The organism is Streptomyces sp. NPDC052101, assembly GCF_040680235.1.
Lineage (GTDB): Bacteria > Actinomycetota > Actinomycetes > Streptomycetales > Streptomycetaceae > Streptomyces.
Genome location: NZ_JBFAWH010000026.1, coordinates 92,711 through 106,488, shown reverse-complemented (window position 1 = coordinate 106,488; position 13,778 = coordinate 92,711). Strand labels below are relative to the sequence as shown.

Here is a 13,778-nt window from a genome sequence, read left to right as displayed (position 1 = left end):
CCGGTGATGACAGGACGGTGGGCGCCGGTACTCAGATTCCAGAGGATCATGCTCCTGTCGCTGCTAGTGGTGATGGCAAGCGGCGTCCCGTCGGACAAGAGGATGCTGCTCACCGCTCTCACCCACTGGGTGTGGCCAGTGGGGCTGTGCACATAAGCAGGGACTCGCCGAGCTCTGTGCTGTGCTGTCCACAGGTGCAGTGCCAGAGGCGGCTGGCCATTGAGTGGAACCGCAGCAATCGCGTGGGCCAGGCTGGGCCTCCGCCTGCCGGCGTACCAGGCTAGGAGGAAGCGGCGTGTGGCGGTGGCATGGCCTTTGGGAAGGCGGGCTGCGGCAACACGGTAAATGCGGGCGTGGAGGACAGCTCGTTCTGTGTTCGCTTCAGGCAGATGGGGGACGAGGATGTCGGGGTCGGCGTGGACCAGGAATGAGGGGTCTTCCAAGAGGCGGTCAACGGCTCCGTTGCCGGCGGTGGCAGCGTGTTCGGCGATGTGACGGAGCAGATAGGGGGGTGCGTGTTCCCAGTCACGGCCGCCGTCGGCAGCCGTCGGCACGGTTGCGAGGAGCGCGGAGTAGAGGACGGCCGGGTCGGTGAGAGGCGCCGTGTGGTCGGTGAGCGCTTGATGGAAGTAACGGTAAAGCAAGCGCTGTTCGGCGTCGGGCGCGGTGCGTAGGTAGAACGCGGCCTTGGCCAGGGCGCGTTTGGTATCGGTGAGCTGGGGTGTGGGCTGGCCGCAATCGGGAGGCTGGTGGGCGAGAGCGGCGGTGTGGATCAGGTCGAGAGGCATTCCTTGGCCGCGAGCGTGGCCCAGGACGGCCAGGACGGGATCGATCCAGAAGTCCGTGCGGGCGAGAGTGGCGCGGTGGAGTTCGAAGACTTCGGTGATGCTGCCGGGTGGCGGGGCCGTGTCGTCGCCGGTCGAGGTGAGGAGGTGGTCGGCGTAGAGGGCGGCGACGAGGAAGACGCCGCTGTCGGTGTAGCGAGCGATCTGTTCGGCAATGTCGCGGACGCGCTCCGGGGAGTAATGCGTGTCGAGGGTGAGGTCGAGGTAGGTGTGCAGGTCGTCGGCCAGAACGCGGCGATCGTCGTCAGTCTTCGGGTCGAGATCCAGCACCGCCTCAGAGTGCTCGCGCGTGTACCTGTACAAGGGGGGCAGCTGGTAGCCGGAGCCGTCCCGGAAAAAATACTGAGTCCCCCACCATCGACGGGTACCGAGGAGAACTCGAGGCCCCGGCCCCTGGGAAGACTCGTTGACAAGCGGCATGAGAAGTTCGCTCACGACTTGGGCGGGATCGATCGCTTCGTCAAGGGCATCCAGGATCATCAGCATCTCGCCCGCCCTGTTGAGTTCCTGCAACAGTTCTGCTGTTCTCACACGGCCGGAGCGTTCCCAGCGAGGCCGGTCGTCGGTGCGGGAGACCTGCTGGTGGAGCTGGTGGTGCAGGGAATCAGTGATCTGCTGGAGGCTGAGCTGACGGGCGTGGACAGCCAGGACGGGCCCCGCCGGGGCAGGCCGGAAGCCACGCACGGCATTACGGACGCGGCGACGCAGAGGGGCGAGCTCCGGGTGCGTGAGGCATGCGGTGACGCCGAGCAAGGCGGACTTGCCGCTGCCGGCACCTCCGGTGACCAACAGCAGCCGACGCCCGCCGTCAGCGAGCTGGTCGTCGTCGGTATCGCTCTGGTCGGCAGGGTTGTTGATCCAGTTCTGAATGAAGCCGAGGGCGCTGGCTCGTCCGGAGAAGTGGACGACGTCGGCCTGGGAATTGCCGGCGGCTCGGGTCGCGAAATGCAGCGGATCCAAGCCGGGCGAGCACGCATGGGCGAATTCACGTAGGCGGGGATCCATACCCTCCAGCAGAGCGGTGCGAGGATCACCGGTGTGAGCGGGATTCCGCAAGAAAGGCTGGGGTTCTGGGACGGCTTCGAGTTGGGGGGTGCGAACGATTGTCTGATGGCGGCGGCCCGCAGCGATGTCGGCGCGGGCGAGCTCGCGGTTGATGGCGGCCGCGAGGGTGTCGACTGGCACGTATTCCAGGGTGGGCGTGAGGTCTAGGGCACCGTCGGCGAGCCGGTTCACCACCGTGGCGGTGGCAGTGGTGAAGCGAGCGCCGTAGGTATCGGTGTCGTTCGTGCACGCCCCGATGATCCAAGCGTTGCGCACGCCGTCTTGCGGGCGACAGGCGGCCAGGTCCTGCAGCTGCTGCTGAACAACGGCCTGTCCGGCCCCGCACACATCGAGAAGGAACAGAACTGGCCGCCCTCCGTTCTCCGCCATGGACAACAGCCGGTCGAAGGGGACACAGGTGTCGTCAAGGAACTCGTCTCGCGCGTCGGCGCCGGCCGTACACAGATACAGGCCGCCATTGGCGCCCCGGATCCCGTGACCTGCGAAGTGCAAGATCAGCGGCTCACCACCGGTGCTCTGCCGCAGCCTGCGCCAATGGTCGAGGAGCGTGTCCTGGTCGGCCTCCAGCAGCGGGTCACCGCCAGTGCTGACCCCTGCACGGTGCAGAGTCGAAGCCAGCGTGCGCACTGCCGTCTCGACTGAAGGCAGCGGACGGAGCTGCAGAATGCCGCTGGCCTGAGCCTTCTCGCTCTCGTCTGGCTCGGGAAACGCACCCGCGCCCGCCAACAGTGCCCTCACCACTATCTCACGCCCTCCCCGCGTTCCTTACCTGCAATCCGGCACGGAGCCGCGCCCCTGCCGAAACCGATGTCGGTCACGAGAGCCGACTCGTGATATCGGTCAGGAAAGGTAGGGAACGATGGCGAGGCCGGTGAGTCCATTTGACAGGTAACCACCGAACCCGTGAAAGCCCAGCCCGTTGTCGAACGTCTCGTCTTGATCCACTGGGAACACTTCAGACAGCTTCGGCGGGATCGCCACCAGATCCCCGACATCGGCGAAGTTCGTCCAGTGGTCCACTCCGGCGGGTTTGGCCCCTCGCCCGCCGCGCAGGCCCGGCTCCAGGCGGCGCACCAGCGATGGCAGCCGCAGCGGCGAGCCGAGGGTCACGAACTGAGGGACGGTCAGCTCCGGGTGGGCGTGAAGCGTTTCGTACGCGACGACGGAACCGAGTGAGTGCGCAACGACCACATGCGGACGCTCACGCCGGATCGTCTCGGCGACACGCTCCCGCACCAGTGCGCGTCGCTCCGGCCACGATGTGTACGCCTCCACCTCCCGGAGTAGAGCGACCATCACTCTTTCCAGACGCCGCACGGTCTGCTCCCTGACCCGCTGCCCGACCCGGCCGATGCGGTCGTCCACCAGCCAGCCGAGAATCTGTCGCAGGGGGGCCAGCGCGACGTTCTGCAACTCCCCGGGCACCGGAGCACCAGCCTGCACAAGCCACTCCGCAGCCAGCTCCCGCTGAGAGGACGTCAGGTCCTCGAAGCTCAGGCCGGCGTCGGAGGACTGCGTCTCTCCCGGCACATCCGGGCGCAGAAGATCTGCGTAGTACGCCATGACCAACTCTGGTACGTCGGCCGCCAGTCTCGCCTTGGCCATCCCCTCGGCGAGCTTCGCATGGCAGTCGTCAGCCTTGGCTGCCGCTGCCATTGCGGGCGGCATCCCGCGGACGTAATTGAAGATGCCGTGCACCAGCACCACAGATGCCACTTTTCTCCCCCCGTTCGACACAGTGGTTCCACTGGCAGCCGACTCCGTCTACGTACGAGAGGTAGCACATCACACCCTTGCCGTATCGGCGCATTGACTCAAAAGTCACACAAGCGTGTGGGGAGGCCAGCCCTGTTGCCAGCCCCGGACAAAGTCAGGCGCCCTGGTCGGCCGCCGGCGAATCCAGTGGTGCGAAGAGGTCCACGTCGTTGCCGAGGTGCGAATTCTCCGTCGGCCCCGAACCACCTGCGGGAGGTCGGCCCGCGGCGGTCAACCGCCGCCGAAGGAGTTCCAGCGGGACTTCACCGTCCCTGAGCCCAATCTGAAATACATGGGCGACATCACGTATCTGCCACTCGCCGGAGGGGAGTTCCTCTATCTGGCGACCGTGCTGGACTGCTTCAGCCGCAAGGTCGTCGGCTGGTCCATCGCCGACCAAATGCGCACCAGCCTGGTGCAGGACGCCCTGCGGATGGCGGCCGCGACCCGCAGCGGCCTGGACGGGGCGCTGTTCCAATCCGACCACGGGGCGGAACACGGCTCCAGGGCCTTCGCCGACCTCTGCGACCAGCTCAAAGTGAGCAGGTCGATGGGCGGGGTCGGCACGAGTGCGGACAACGCGGCCTGCGAGAGCTTCCACGCCTCCCTGAAACGCGAGACCCTTCAGGGCGCCCACGACTACGGCGACGCCGCCACCTGCAGAAGAACGGTCTTCGCCTGGCTGACCCGCTACAACACCCGCCGTCGGCACTCCGCCAACAGCCACCTCAGCCCCAACGAATACGAACGCCGACACCACACCGCTAAGCTCACGCTCGCCGCGTGATCAAAGACGCGTGTCCACCATCACGGGTGAAGGCCCGTCCGCCTCGGCGAGGGCGAATCGCACGGCTTCCCCATCCTGCCTATCGCGTACGCCGTCCTCGAGCGACGACGACCGAGCAGACGGGTGGGCGGCATCCTTCAGGCTCACCGACCCCAGCGGCAGCCCGGCGTAGCTGCCCCGCTCCCGCGTCCAGTACATCTGCGGCCACGTCCAGGGGAAACTTGGCTCCGTTGGTGCCGCGGACGGCACTCCCGACCCGCGGCATGCCCACCGGGCCGTTCGCGCAGGGCTTCCAGCACGTTGTTCGATCGTGTCAGGAGTGGGTCTCCCGGGCGGGGGTGCCTCCAGTCTCGATGTTCTTTCGTCCGGCGCCCGAACCTGTGAGGTTCCGACAATCGCACATGGGCTGGTCCGTGCGGACGGGAGTCGGGCGAAGTCGGTCGGTTCCAAGAGCAGCTTCAATAGACGACCCCGTCCGCTAGCCGTGTCCCCCTGCCAGCCTCACGGGAGAGCAGGCGCGGGCTCGCCTCTGCTGACGGATCGTCAGAAAAGTCAGCATTGGGTCAGCATTCGTCCGACCAAACTTGCCCGCAGATGGTCACACGTTGGGATCAGGGGCAGCTCTGGAGGCGTCTGCCGCGGCGACCTCCGCAGCTCCAGGCGTACCGAGGGGTCGCCGCAAGGTGAGCACGCAGGTAGCTCCCGGAGCGCCCGTAGTGAAAGCGGTGTTTTCCCAGGTCAGCGCACCCGTCCACGAGGTTTCAGTGGTACCGTCGGCAGTTCCGGTGCTGGCAGCGGGGGCCCGTCGTAGCCCTGCACCTCACCGAAACGGGCCCCCTTCATCCAGTCTTCGCGAGCCTGTACGATCTCTTCTTGAGACCGGCAGATGAAGTTCCACCACATGATCAGCTCCTCCGCGAACGGCTCGCCGCCCAGCAGCATGATCCCGGCGTCCGACTCGGCGCGCAGCGGCAGTTCGGAGCGGCCGCAGCCGAGGTAGAGCATCGAGCCGGGCAGCACCGGTACGCCGTCCACATGGACCTCGCCGGACATGGCCAGCACGCCGTACTCGAAGTCGCGCTCCAGCGGCAGCCGTACGTCGGCGCCCCGTGCGAGGGCGAGGTCGGCGCCGACGATCGGGGTGTACGTCGTACCGGGCGAGGCGGAGCCGTCGAGGTCGCCGAGGATCACCGTGGCGGTCAGGCCGGGCGCGGTGACCGTGGGCAGGTCCGGATGGTGCTCGAACTTCGGCTCGGTGTGCCGGTGTTCGTCGGGCAGCGCGACCCACAGCTGGGCTCCGTGCAGGAAGCGGGCGTGCGGGTGGGGGCTCTCCTCGGAGTGGCTGATCGCACGGCCCGAGGTCATCAGGCCCAGCTGCCTGGGCCGGATGGTCTGCAGGCTGCCCGTCGAGTCGCGGTGCAGCACCTCGCCCTCGTGCAGCCAGCTGACCGTCTGCAGCCCGATGTGCGGATGCGGCGGGACCTGCATGCCGGGCTCGTCGGCGATGTCGTCGGGGCCGTAGTGGTCGACGAAGGCCCACGCGCCGATCATGCGGCGGCCGAGGTTCGGCAGCAGCCTGCGGACCTCGGTCGACTCGCCCAGCTTCACATGACGGGGGCTCAGCAGTTCGCGGACGGGTTCGGCGACGACGAATCCGCGGCCACCGCAGACACTGGGCACGGGCGCGCGGTCAAGGTTGCTCATGGCGCCCAACTTAGCGGGGCGGACGTCGTACCGGTGAGTGCGGAAACGCCGATTTTCCTTGGTCAAGTCAATCGACTGACACATTCGGGGGCGCGGTCGTCGTCGAGGTGCTCGCCCACGGCGGGATCGTGGTCTCGCCGATGCAGACCATCGTCGGGGGTGGGGCCGCGCGCGTCACGAAATCGAACTAGCGCACCCGACGCCGTAGTTCGGTCGCCCCATCTGTCGGAGGGCGCCCGGCTCAGGGGTGTGGCGTGCTCGGTGACGGCTCCGCCGTGGTCGGGCTCGCCGCGCTCGGTACCGGAGACGGTGTGCTGGTCGGCGGGTGCGGGGAGCGGGCCGGCTCGGCCGGGTGGGACGGGCCGCCGCGCACCGTGAAGAACACCAGCGCGGCCAAGGCGGCCAGCGCCAGCAGGCCCACCACGGTCCGGCGCGATGCCACCAGGCGCGGCCGCACCGCCGTCGGCGGGCGCAGCGGCCGCAGGTCGGCGGGGCCGACCGAGTGCGCCCGCGCTGCCAGCGCGGCCCGCAGCCGCTCTTCGACCAGCGTGTGGTCGATCCCCGTACCGGACCCGTTCATCGCAGCCCCTCCAGACGTCGGCCGAGCGCGTCCAGGGCCCGGCTGGCCGTGGACTTGACGGCACCCCGCGACAGACCGAGCGTCTCGGCGATCTCGGCCTCGCTCAGATGCGACCAGTAGCGCAGCACCAGCACCTCCCGCTGCCGCCGGGTCAGCGTGCGCAGCGCCACCAGCACCTCCCGGTGGTCCTCGTGCAGCAGCACGTCCTCCTCCGGGGCGGGTGCGTGCTGCTCGGGCGCTGGGGTGTGCGCCCGTACGGTCCTGCGCCGCCGCAGTACCGAACGGGCGCCGTTGACCACGCTGGTCCTCAGGTACGCCTCCGGGTCGTCCAGCGAGGCGAGCCGGCGACCGTGTCGGCGGAAGAGCGCGGTGAAGGCGTCCTGGACGACGTCCTCGGCGGTCGGCAGGTCGTCCACCAGCAGGACCGCCAGCCGGACCAGGGAGAGCCGGCGGTGGTGGTACAACTCCTCTATCCCTGGCGGTTGTTCGGGTCCGGAGAACGGGACGGCGGCGGGACCGGCGACCGTGCCGGGAGTGGCCGGATCGGAGGGTGGGTGCGTGCCGGAGGGGGTGCCTGCGCGGGCGCGCGTGAGGACGCGGGTCCGCAGCGCCCGGGTGATGCGCCGCCAGGGCGCTGGGCGCCGCGGGCTGCCGGCCGCCCGGTTCCAGGGCAGGCCCGCCGCCGGTGGTGTCGCTGTCGTCATAGGTCTCCTGGAGCCGGAAGCGGGGCGCCGTCGAGCGACGACCCGCTTCCGGCCCCTGCTTCGGTGCTGCTGCTCAGTGGTGCTGCGGAACCGGCGCCTGCGCCGGCGTGGCCGGGCCGTGGTGCGCGAGGTGCCCGTGCCGCGTCGGTGCCGGCACGGGGCGCGGCGTGGCGTGTGTGGGAGCGGACGGTATGGGGCTCGGGGTGGCGTGCGTCGGGGATGACGGTATGGGGCTCGGGGTGGCACGCGTCGGGGCCGGCACCGGCGTCGAAGTGGCCGGACCGGGCTGCGGCGTCGCCGGCACGGGCGAAGGTGTCGCCGTACGGACGGGTGACGGTACCGGGGACGGGGTTGCGGTGCGGACCGGCGAGGGCACCGGGGACGGGGTTGCCGTGTGGACCGGTGACGGCACCGGGGACGGGGTCGCATGGCTGCCGGTCTGGGCCGCCTGGGCGGCCACGGTGCCGGCGACCGCCAAGGCCGCGCCTACGGCGGAGACCCCCAGGGCGGCACGGAGCCTGCGGGCACGGCTGATGCGGGATGCGCGGTGTGCGGACATGGGTTCCTTCGGTCGTTCGGGGTCGGACATCTGGTCGAAGTGGAGGCCTCCAACCCGACAGACGTCCGACCCCGCCCGAGGTTGCAGGCGACGACCGAGGAATTTTCCGCACAGCCCGCGCTCTGCCTCCATCACCCGCGCGCTGCCCCTGCCCGGCCGTGCCTTGCCCCGCCGTTCGGACCTTGCCCCCTGTCCGGCCGCGCGTGGCCCCCGCTGTTCGCGCCCTGCACGCCGGTCGGCCGCGCCTTGCCCCTGCCAATTCGTGCTGGTCGCCGCGCCCTGCTACCTCTGCCAGAGCCTGCTGGAGTCCGGCGTGCTAGTGGACCGGCCGGAGCCGGAGGACCCCCCGATCAACACCGGCTTCCTGGTGCAGCGTCCCGGCGCCGTCGACACTCCCGACGTGGAGCGCGTCCGTACCCTCCTCATCGGAGCGGCTCGCAGCTGGTAAGCCTTCCCGAGGGCGACCGGGCGAGGAAGTCCTCGGTGAGAAAGTCCTCGCCGAGGCCGACGCCGAGATCCTGACGGAAGCCGGTCACGCGCCCGCGCCCGCGTCCGCGCCCTGCCTGCCGTCCCTCCACTCCGACACCAGCACCGACCAGATCTCCTCGTCGTGGCGCTCACCCCGGTACGGGTAACTCTCCCGCAGGACGGCCTCCTTGTGCATGCCGAGCCGACGGGCGACCGCGATGCTGGGCGCGTTCCCGGCCGACACCCACCACTCCACCCGGTGGATGCCCCGCTCCCGGATCGCCCAGTCGACGAGCAGACGCGCGGCCCGGGTCACCAACCCCCGGCCCACCGCGTCCGGTTCGAGCCAGCAGCCCGCCTCCGCCGTGCCCTGTTCGACGTCCATCCGGCGCAGGATCACCGCCCCGACCAGCGTGCCGTCCAGCCGGATCGCCCGGATGAGCCCCGCGTCGGCCGTCTCCTTCTCGGCGTAGGCCGTCAGGAACGCCCGGGCGGCAGCCAGGTCCGTGACCACGTCGGGCAGCCCGTTGAACCGCCCGATGAACTCCCGGCCGCGATCCACGTGGGCGAGGAACTCCTCGGCCTGCCAAGGCTGGAGGGGGCACAGCTCGGCGCCGTCGGCACCGAGGTCGGTCGCGTACATGGTCACCTTCAGGTCATCGGACGGGACATCTGGTACGCATCATCTCAGCCGCCGGCCGTCCTGAACCCATGGTCTGACATCGTTGTCCTCCGCTCCGAATGGCGGTGCGGGGGCGCGCGGCCGACGATGGAGGCGTGGGGTACGGTCGCCGCCGCAGCGCCGGTGCCGTCCGAGGCCGCCGGGGGACGGTGGCCGGCCCCGGCCGCGGTCAGCGGCCGGAAGGGAGGACACCGTCATGCTGGAAGTGAAGACGGTCGAGAAGCCGGATGAACGGCGTGACTTCCCCCGCGGCCACCTCGAAGCCCTCCACCTGACCGGGCTCGACTTCGCGGTGGGCACCTTCGAACCGGGCTGGCGCTGGTCGGAGTCCGTGGCGCCGATCGCGGGCACCAAGAGCTGCATGGTCCCCCACAACGGATATGTGGTGAAGGGACGGATGCATCTGCAGATGGACGACGGCGGCGAGGGCGAGATCGGCCCCGGCGACGTCTTCGTGTGCCCGCCCGGCCATGACGCCTGGGTGGTGGGCGACGAGCAGGTCGTGGTCTACGACTTCGCCGGGACCATGGCGAAGGAGTACGCGAAAGGCTGAGAGACGGGCTGCCGGCGTGGTACCGGGTCGCACGGTGTGCGACCCGGTCGCATGCCTGGGGCGGCTTTCACCGCCGGACCTCTGCCGTCATCCCTGGAAGGCGGTCGCCCCCTCCTCCGCGAACGCGATGGCGTCCGAGTGGCCGAACAGGCCGGGCAGGCCGCCTGTGTGGACGAACACCGTCTTCTCGCCCGGCCGGATGTCACCGTCGCGGACGGCTGCCTGGAGCCCGGCGAGGGCCCGGCCCGTGTAGACGGGGTCGAGCACCAGGCCCTCGGTGCGGGCGGCGAGCCGGAGCGCCTGCGAGGCCGGGCCGGTCAGTGCCGCGTATCCGGCGCCCACCTGGTCGCGGCGCACCCGCAGCCCCTCGGCCGTGACCTTCTCCGGGGTGAGCGGTGTCGCGAACTCCGCCACGGCGGCCGCCGGGTCGGGCAGGGCGCCCACGTCGACGCCGAGCACCGAGCCGGCGCCCAGGGCGGCGACCAGGCCGGCCATGGTGCCGCCGGAGCCCAGCGCGACCACCACCGTCCGCAGCTCCGGCAGCTGCTCGTCCAGCTCCTCGCCGCAGCGCACATAGCCCCGGGCGCCCAGCACGCCAGAACCGCCGAACGGGATCAGGGCGGGCCGGGCGCCGTCGGCCCGCAGCCGCGCGCACACCTCGGCCGCCGCCGCGTCCAGCCCCGCTCGATCCACGTCGCCCGACCAGGCGATCCGCGCCCCGAACAGCCCGTCCAGGGCGAGGTTCCCGGAGTGGGAGGCCCCGGGCGCGCCGCGCAGGACGAGGACGGCGGACAGGCCGAGCCGGGCGGCCGCGGCGGCGGTCAGCCGGGCGTGGTTGCTCTGCGGGGCGCCGGTCGTCACGAGGGTGTCGGCGCCCTCGGCGAGGGCCGCGCCCACGGTCCACTCCAGCTTGCGGATCTTGTTTCCGCCGCCGCCCGGACCGGTCAGGTCGTCCCGTTTGATCCACAGGTCCTCGGGTCCGAGTCCGAGCGCGGCGGCCAGCCGGGGCGCCGGTTCGACGGGGGTGGGGAAGGTGCCGAGCGGTACGGGGGAGTGGCTCATGGCGTTCGTCGTCCTTCGCTGCGGATCGATCAGGTGGCGATCAGGTGCGGATCGCGGTCGTTCGGGGCCAGTCGATCACACCGGCAGCAGACGGGCGATCAGCGCGCTGAGCTGGCGGGCCGTACGGCACTCGTGCATCTCGACCAGGTCGGCGTACGCGGGCGCGGCCGAGTCGCCGGTGCCCCACTGCGCGCGCGGCTCGGGGTTGAGCCAGTACACCCGGCGGGCCCGCCGGGCGACCTCGCGTACCGCGGCCAGGTTCGGGTCGCTCATGTTCGTCCGGGCGTCCCCGAGGACGAACACGGTGGTGCGCGGGCCGACCGCGTCGCCGTACCGCTCGGCGAACTCGCCCAGCGCCACGCCGTAGTCGCTGCTGCCGTGCCACCCGGTGAGCGCGGCTTCCGCGCGGATCCGGGTGCTGAGTCCGTCGGGGTCGGCGCGGCCGTGGTCGAGCAGGCCGGTCACCTCGTCCAGCCGGTTGACGAAGGCGAACACGCGGATCTTGCTGAACTGGTCGTGCAGCGCCTGCACCAGCAGCATCGTGAAGTCCGAGAAGCCCGACACCGAGCCGGACACATCGCACAGCAGCACCAGTTCGGGGCGGACCGGGCGACGCCTGCGCAGCACCGGCCGCATCGGCACCCCGCCCGTGGACAGCGAGGAGCGCAGCGTGCGGCGCAGGTCGACCGAGCCGCGCGCGGCCCGGCGCCGGCGCGCCGCCAGCCGGGTGGCCAGCTTGCGCGCCAGCGGCTGAACCGCCCTGCGCAGCTCGGCCAGTTGGTCCCGGCCCGCGAACAGGAAGTCCACCCGGTCGGCGGTCGGTACGACGCCGCGCCGGGCGATCTCGTCCCGCCCGCGCCGCTCGGCGACCCGGCGCCGTGCCTCCGCGCCGACCATCCGCCGGAACTCCTCGATACGGCGCCGGATCTCGTCGTCCAGCAGCCGGTCCGCGAAGCCCGCGCCGCTGCCGTCCCGGCCCCGGACGTCCGCCCGTACCCGGGCCAGCAGGGTCTGCGGACGCAGCCGTTCGAGCGTCTGGTACGCCGACCAGCCGTCGGCGCCCGGTGAACTGCCGTATCCGCCGAAGCCGTCGACGGCCTCGGCGGCCAACTGGGCCATCAGGGACTGGTCGTTGCCGGCAAGCGCCTGGGCCAGCCGGTCGCGCAGCTCGTCCCGGTCCGCGCCGGGGGCGTGCAGGCCGCCGACCGTGCGCGGGAAGTACAGGTCGAAGACCGGGTCGAACACCGCCCGCTGCCCCGGACCGTGCAGCAGCGTCGCGGCCAGCCCCTCGCGCAGCCGCTCCCGGTCCGCGAGCCCCAGCGCCTGGACCGCGCGGGCCGCGTCCACGCTCTCGCCGGTACCGATCCGCACGCCGTGCGCGCGCAGCGCCCCGACAAGGCCGGTGATGCGGTCGGCGACCTCGGTCACAGCGCGTCCAGATCGAGCTTCGCCGCCGCCTTCTGGATGTCGTCCTGATGCTTGAGGATCACCCCGAGGCTGTCCCGTACGACGGTCTCGTCCAGGGTGTCGGCGCCCAGGGCCAGCAGGGTGCGCGCCCAGTCGATGGTCTCGGCGACGGACGGCATCTTACGCAGGTCCATCGCGCGCAGCGCCCCGACCACCCGGACCACCGACTCGGTCAGCGCCGTGCCGAGGCCCGGCACCTTCAGCCGTACGATCCGCCGCTCCAGCTCCTCCTCGGGGAAGCCGATGTGCAGGAACAGACAGCGGCGGCGCAGCGCCTCGGACAGCTCCCGGCCGGCGTTGGAGGTGAGGACGACGAACGGGCGGCGGGTCGCGGTGACCGTGCCCAGCTCCGGGACCGTGATCTGGAAGTCGCTGAGCACCTCCAGCAGCAGCCCCTCCATCTCGACGTCGGCCTTGTCGGTCTCGTCGATCAGCAGCACCGTCGGCTCGTCACCGCGGATGGCGGTCAGCAGCGGGCGGGGGAGCAGGAACTCCTCGCTGAAGATGTCCGTGCGGGTCTCGTCCCAGCTTTCCTCACGCCCGGCGCTGATGCGCAGCAGCTGCTTGGCGTGGTTCCACTCGTACAGGGCCCGGGACTCGTCCACGCCCTCGTAGCACTGCAGCCGTACCAGCCGGGCCCCGGCCACCTGGGCCACGGCCTTGGCCAGCTCGGTCTTGCCGACCCCGGCGGGGCCCTCCACCAGCAGCGGCTTGCCCAGCCGGTCGGCGAGGAACACGGTCGTGGCGACGGCGGGCGAGGCGAGATAGCCGGTCTCGGCGAGGCGGGCGGAGACGTCGTCGACGGACGTGAACAACGGGGCCTCCGGCGGGTCGGGAACGGTGTCCGATTTCCCTCCTATCTAAGCGCTTGTTCAGCGCCCCTGTCACGTGGATTCGGCGGATCGGGCCGCGACGGCGAGCGATATACACCGATCGGTTTCCTTTCGTCCGCGCTCCGGTTAACCTCGGCCGCATGGCCTCCACAGACAAGGTGTCCCCGCGCGACCGGCTGCTCGACGCGGCGGCCCGGCTCTCCTACCGCGACGGCGTCTCCGTCGGCATCGAGGCGCTGTGCCGGGAGGCAGGCATCTCCAAGCGGTCGATGTACCAGCTCTTCGACAGCAAGGACGCGATGCTGGCCGCGAGCCTGGAGCGGCGCGGCCCCTGGTACGACGCCCAGCTGGCGCACCCCGACCCGGAGGCCGCCACCCCGCGCGAACGCATCCTGTACGTCTTCGAACGCCTGGCGCGTGCCTCCCTGGACGCCGACTACCACGGCTGCCCCTACCTGGCCGTCCTGGTGGAGCTGAAGAACCCGGAGCACCCGGCGAGCGTCGTCGCCCGCACGGTCAAGGAACGGCTGGCCGCGACCTTTCGTGCCGAGGCCGAGCGCGGCGGCGCCCGCGACCCCGGGCTGCTCGCCCGCCAGCTCGTGCTGGTCTTCGACGGCGCCAGCGCCCGGGCCGGCGCGGGAGTGGAACGCCTGGACGACGGGCTCGCCACGACAACGGCGACCGCGCTCCTGGACGCGGCAGGGATGGAGTAGC

Annotated in this window: 11 protein-coding genes and 2 pseudogenes; 4 read left to right on the top strand and 9 right to left on the bottom strand. The window is 71.0% G+C overall.

The features are described 5' to 3' along the window. Both AB0L75_RS33750 and AB0L75_RS33745 read right to left on the bottom strand, forming a co-directional pair. Window positions 1-2,648, bottom strand: a pseudogene (locus AB0L75_RS33750) (hypothetical protein); the annotation flags it as partial. Window positions 2,649-2,750: 102 nt separating this feature from the next. Next, complete coding sequence (locus AB0L75_RS33745) at window positions 2,751-3,617, bottom strand: hypothetical protein (protein WP_365188806.1); 867 nt, start codon at window positions 3,615-3,617, stop codon at window positions 2,751-2,753. Between the two features lie 124 nt (window positions 3,618-3,741). On the opposite strand from AB0L75_RS33745, the gene AB0L75_RS33740 reads away from it, so the two are divergent. Beyond that, a complete protein-coding gene (locus tag AB0L75_RS33740) occupies window positions 3,742-4,452 on the top strand; it encodes an IS3 family transposase (protein WP_365188804.1) in 711 nt (236 codons plus the stop codon). Window positions 4,453-5,190: 738 nt separating this feature from the next. On the opposite strand, the gene AB0L75_RS33735 is transcribed toward AB0L75_RS33740, so the two are convergent. The 3 genes from AB0L75_RS33735 to AB0L75_RS33725 form a co-directional block, all read right to left on the bottom strand. Next, window positions 5,191-6,156, bottom strand: coding sequence for a pirin family protein (locus AB0L75_RS33735; RefSeq protein WP_365188801.1), 966 nt, complete (start codon window positions 6,154-6,156; stop codon window positions 5,191-5,193). A 241-nt stretch (window positions 6,157-6,397) separates the two neighbouring features. Then, window positions 6,398-6,736, bottom strand: a complete 339-nt coding sequence (locus tag AB0L75_RS33730) for a hypothetical protein (RefSeq protein WP_365188798.1) — start codon at window positions 6,734-6,736, stop codon at window positions 6,398-6,400. After that, window positions 6,733-7,440, bottom strand: coding sequence for a SigE family RNA polymerase sigma factor (locus tag AB0L75_RS33725; RefSeq protein WP_365188795.1), 708 nt, complete (start codon window positions 7,438-7,440; stop codon window positions 6,733-6,735). The genes AB0L75_RS33730 and AB0L75_RS33725 overlap by 4 nt, the downstream gene beginning before the upstream one ends. An 836-nt stretch (window positions 7,441-8,276) precedes the next feature. On the opposite strand from AB0L75_RS33725, the pseudogene AB0L75_RS33720 reads away from it, so the two are divergent. Continuing rightward, window positions 8,277-8,447 (top strand): annotated as a pseudogene (locus tag AB0L75_RS33720) (LysR family transcriptional regulator); the annotation flags it as partial. An 84-nt stretch (window positions 8,448-8,531) separates the two neighbouring features. Here AB0L75_RS33720 and AB0L75_RS33715 read toward each other — a convergent pair. Next, window positions 8,532-9,110 (bottom strand): GNAT family protein, encoded by a 579-nt coding sequence (locus AB0L75_RS33715; RefSeq protein ID WP_365188793.1) that lies wholly within the window; start codon window positions 9,108-9,110, stop codon window positions 8,532-8,534. A 235-nt stretch (window positions 9,111-9,345) separates the two neighbouring features. On the opposite strand from AB0L75_RS33715, the gene AB0L75_RS33710 reads away from it, so the two are divergent. Continuing rightward, on the top strand, window positions 9,346-9,702 hold the full coding sequence (locus AB0L75_RS33710; protein ID WP_365188792.1) for a cupin domain-containing protein: 357 nt from the start codon (window positions 9,346-9,348) through the stop codon (window positions 9,700-9,702). Between the two features lie 87 nt (window positions 9,703-9,789). Here AB0L75_RS33710 and AB0L75_RS33705 read toward each other — a convergent pair whose 3' ends face one another. The 3 genes from AB0L75_RS33705 to AB0L75_RS33695 all read right to left on the bottom strand — a co-directional run bounded on the left by AB0L75_RS33705 (window position 9,790) and on the right by AB0L75_RS33695 (window position 13,046). After that, complete coding sequence (locus tag AB0L75_RS33705; RefSeq protein WP_365188790.1) at window positions 9,790-10,764, bottom strand: D-cysteine desulfhydrase family protein; 975 nt, start codon at window positions 10,762-10,764, stop codon at window positions 9,790-9,792. Window positions 10,765-10,839: 75 nt separating this feature from the next. Further along, window positions 10,840-12,192: a VWA domain-containing protein gene (locus tag AB0L75_RS33700; RefSeq protein ID WP_365188789.1), complete on the bottom strand. Its 1,353-nt coding sequence runs from the start codon at window positions 12,190-12,192 to the stop codon at window positions 10,840-10,842. After that, entirely contained in the window at window positions 12,189-13,046 is an 858-nt protein-coding gene (locus AB0L75_RS33695) for a MoxR family ATPase (RefSeq protein WP_365188787.1), read from the bottom strand. Before AB0L75_RS33695 ends, AB0L75_RS33700 begins: the two co-directional genes overlap by 4 nt. Before the next feature lie 158 nt (window positions 13,047-13,204). Between AB0L75_RS33695 and AB0L75_RS33690 the strand changes: the two genes are divergently transcribed. Continuing rightward, entirely contained in the window at window positions 13,205-13,777 is a 573-nt protein-coding gene (locus AB0L75_RS33690; protein WP_365188786.1) for a TetR/AcrR family transcriptional regulator, read from the top strand. The last annotated feature ends 1 nt before the right edge of the window (window position 13,778 follow it).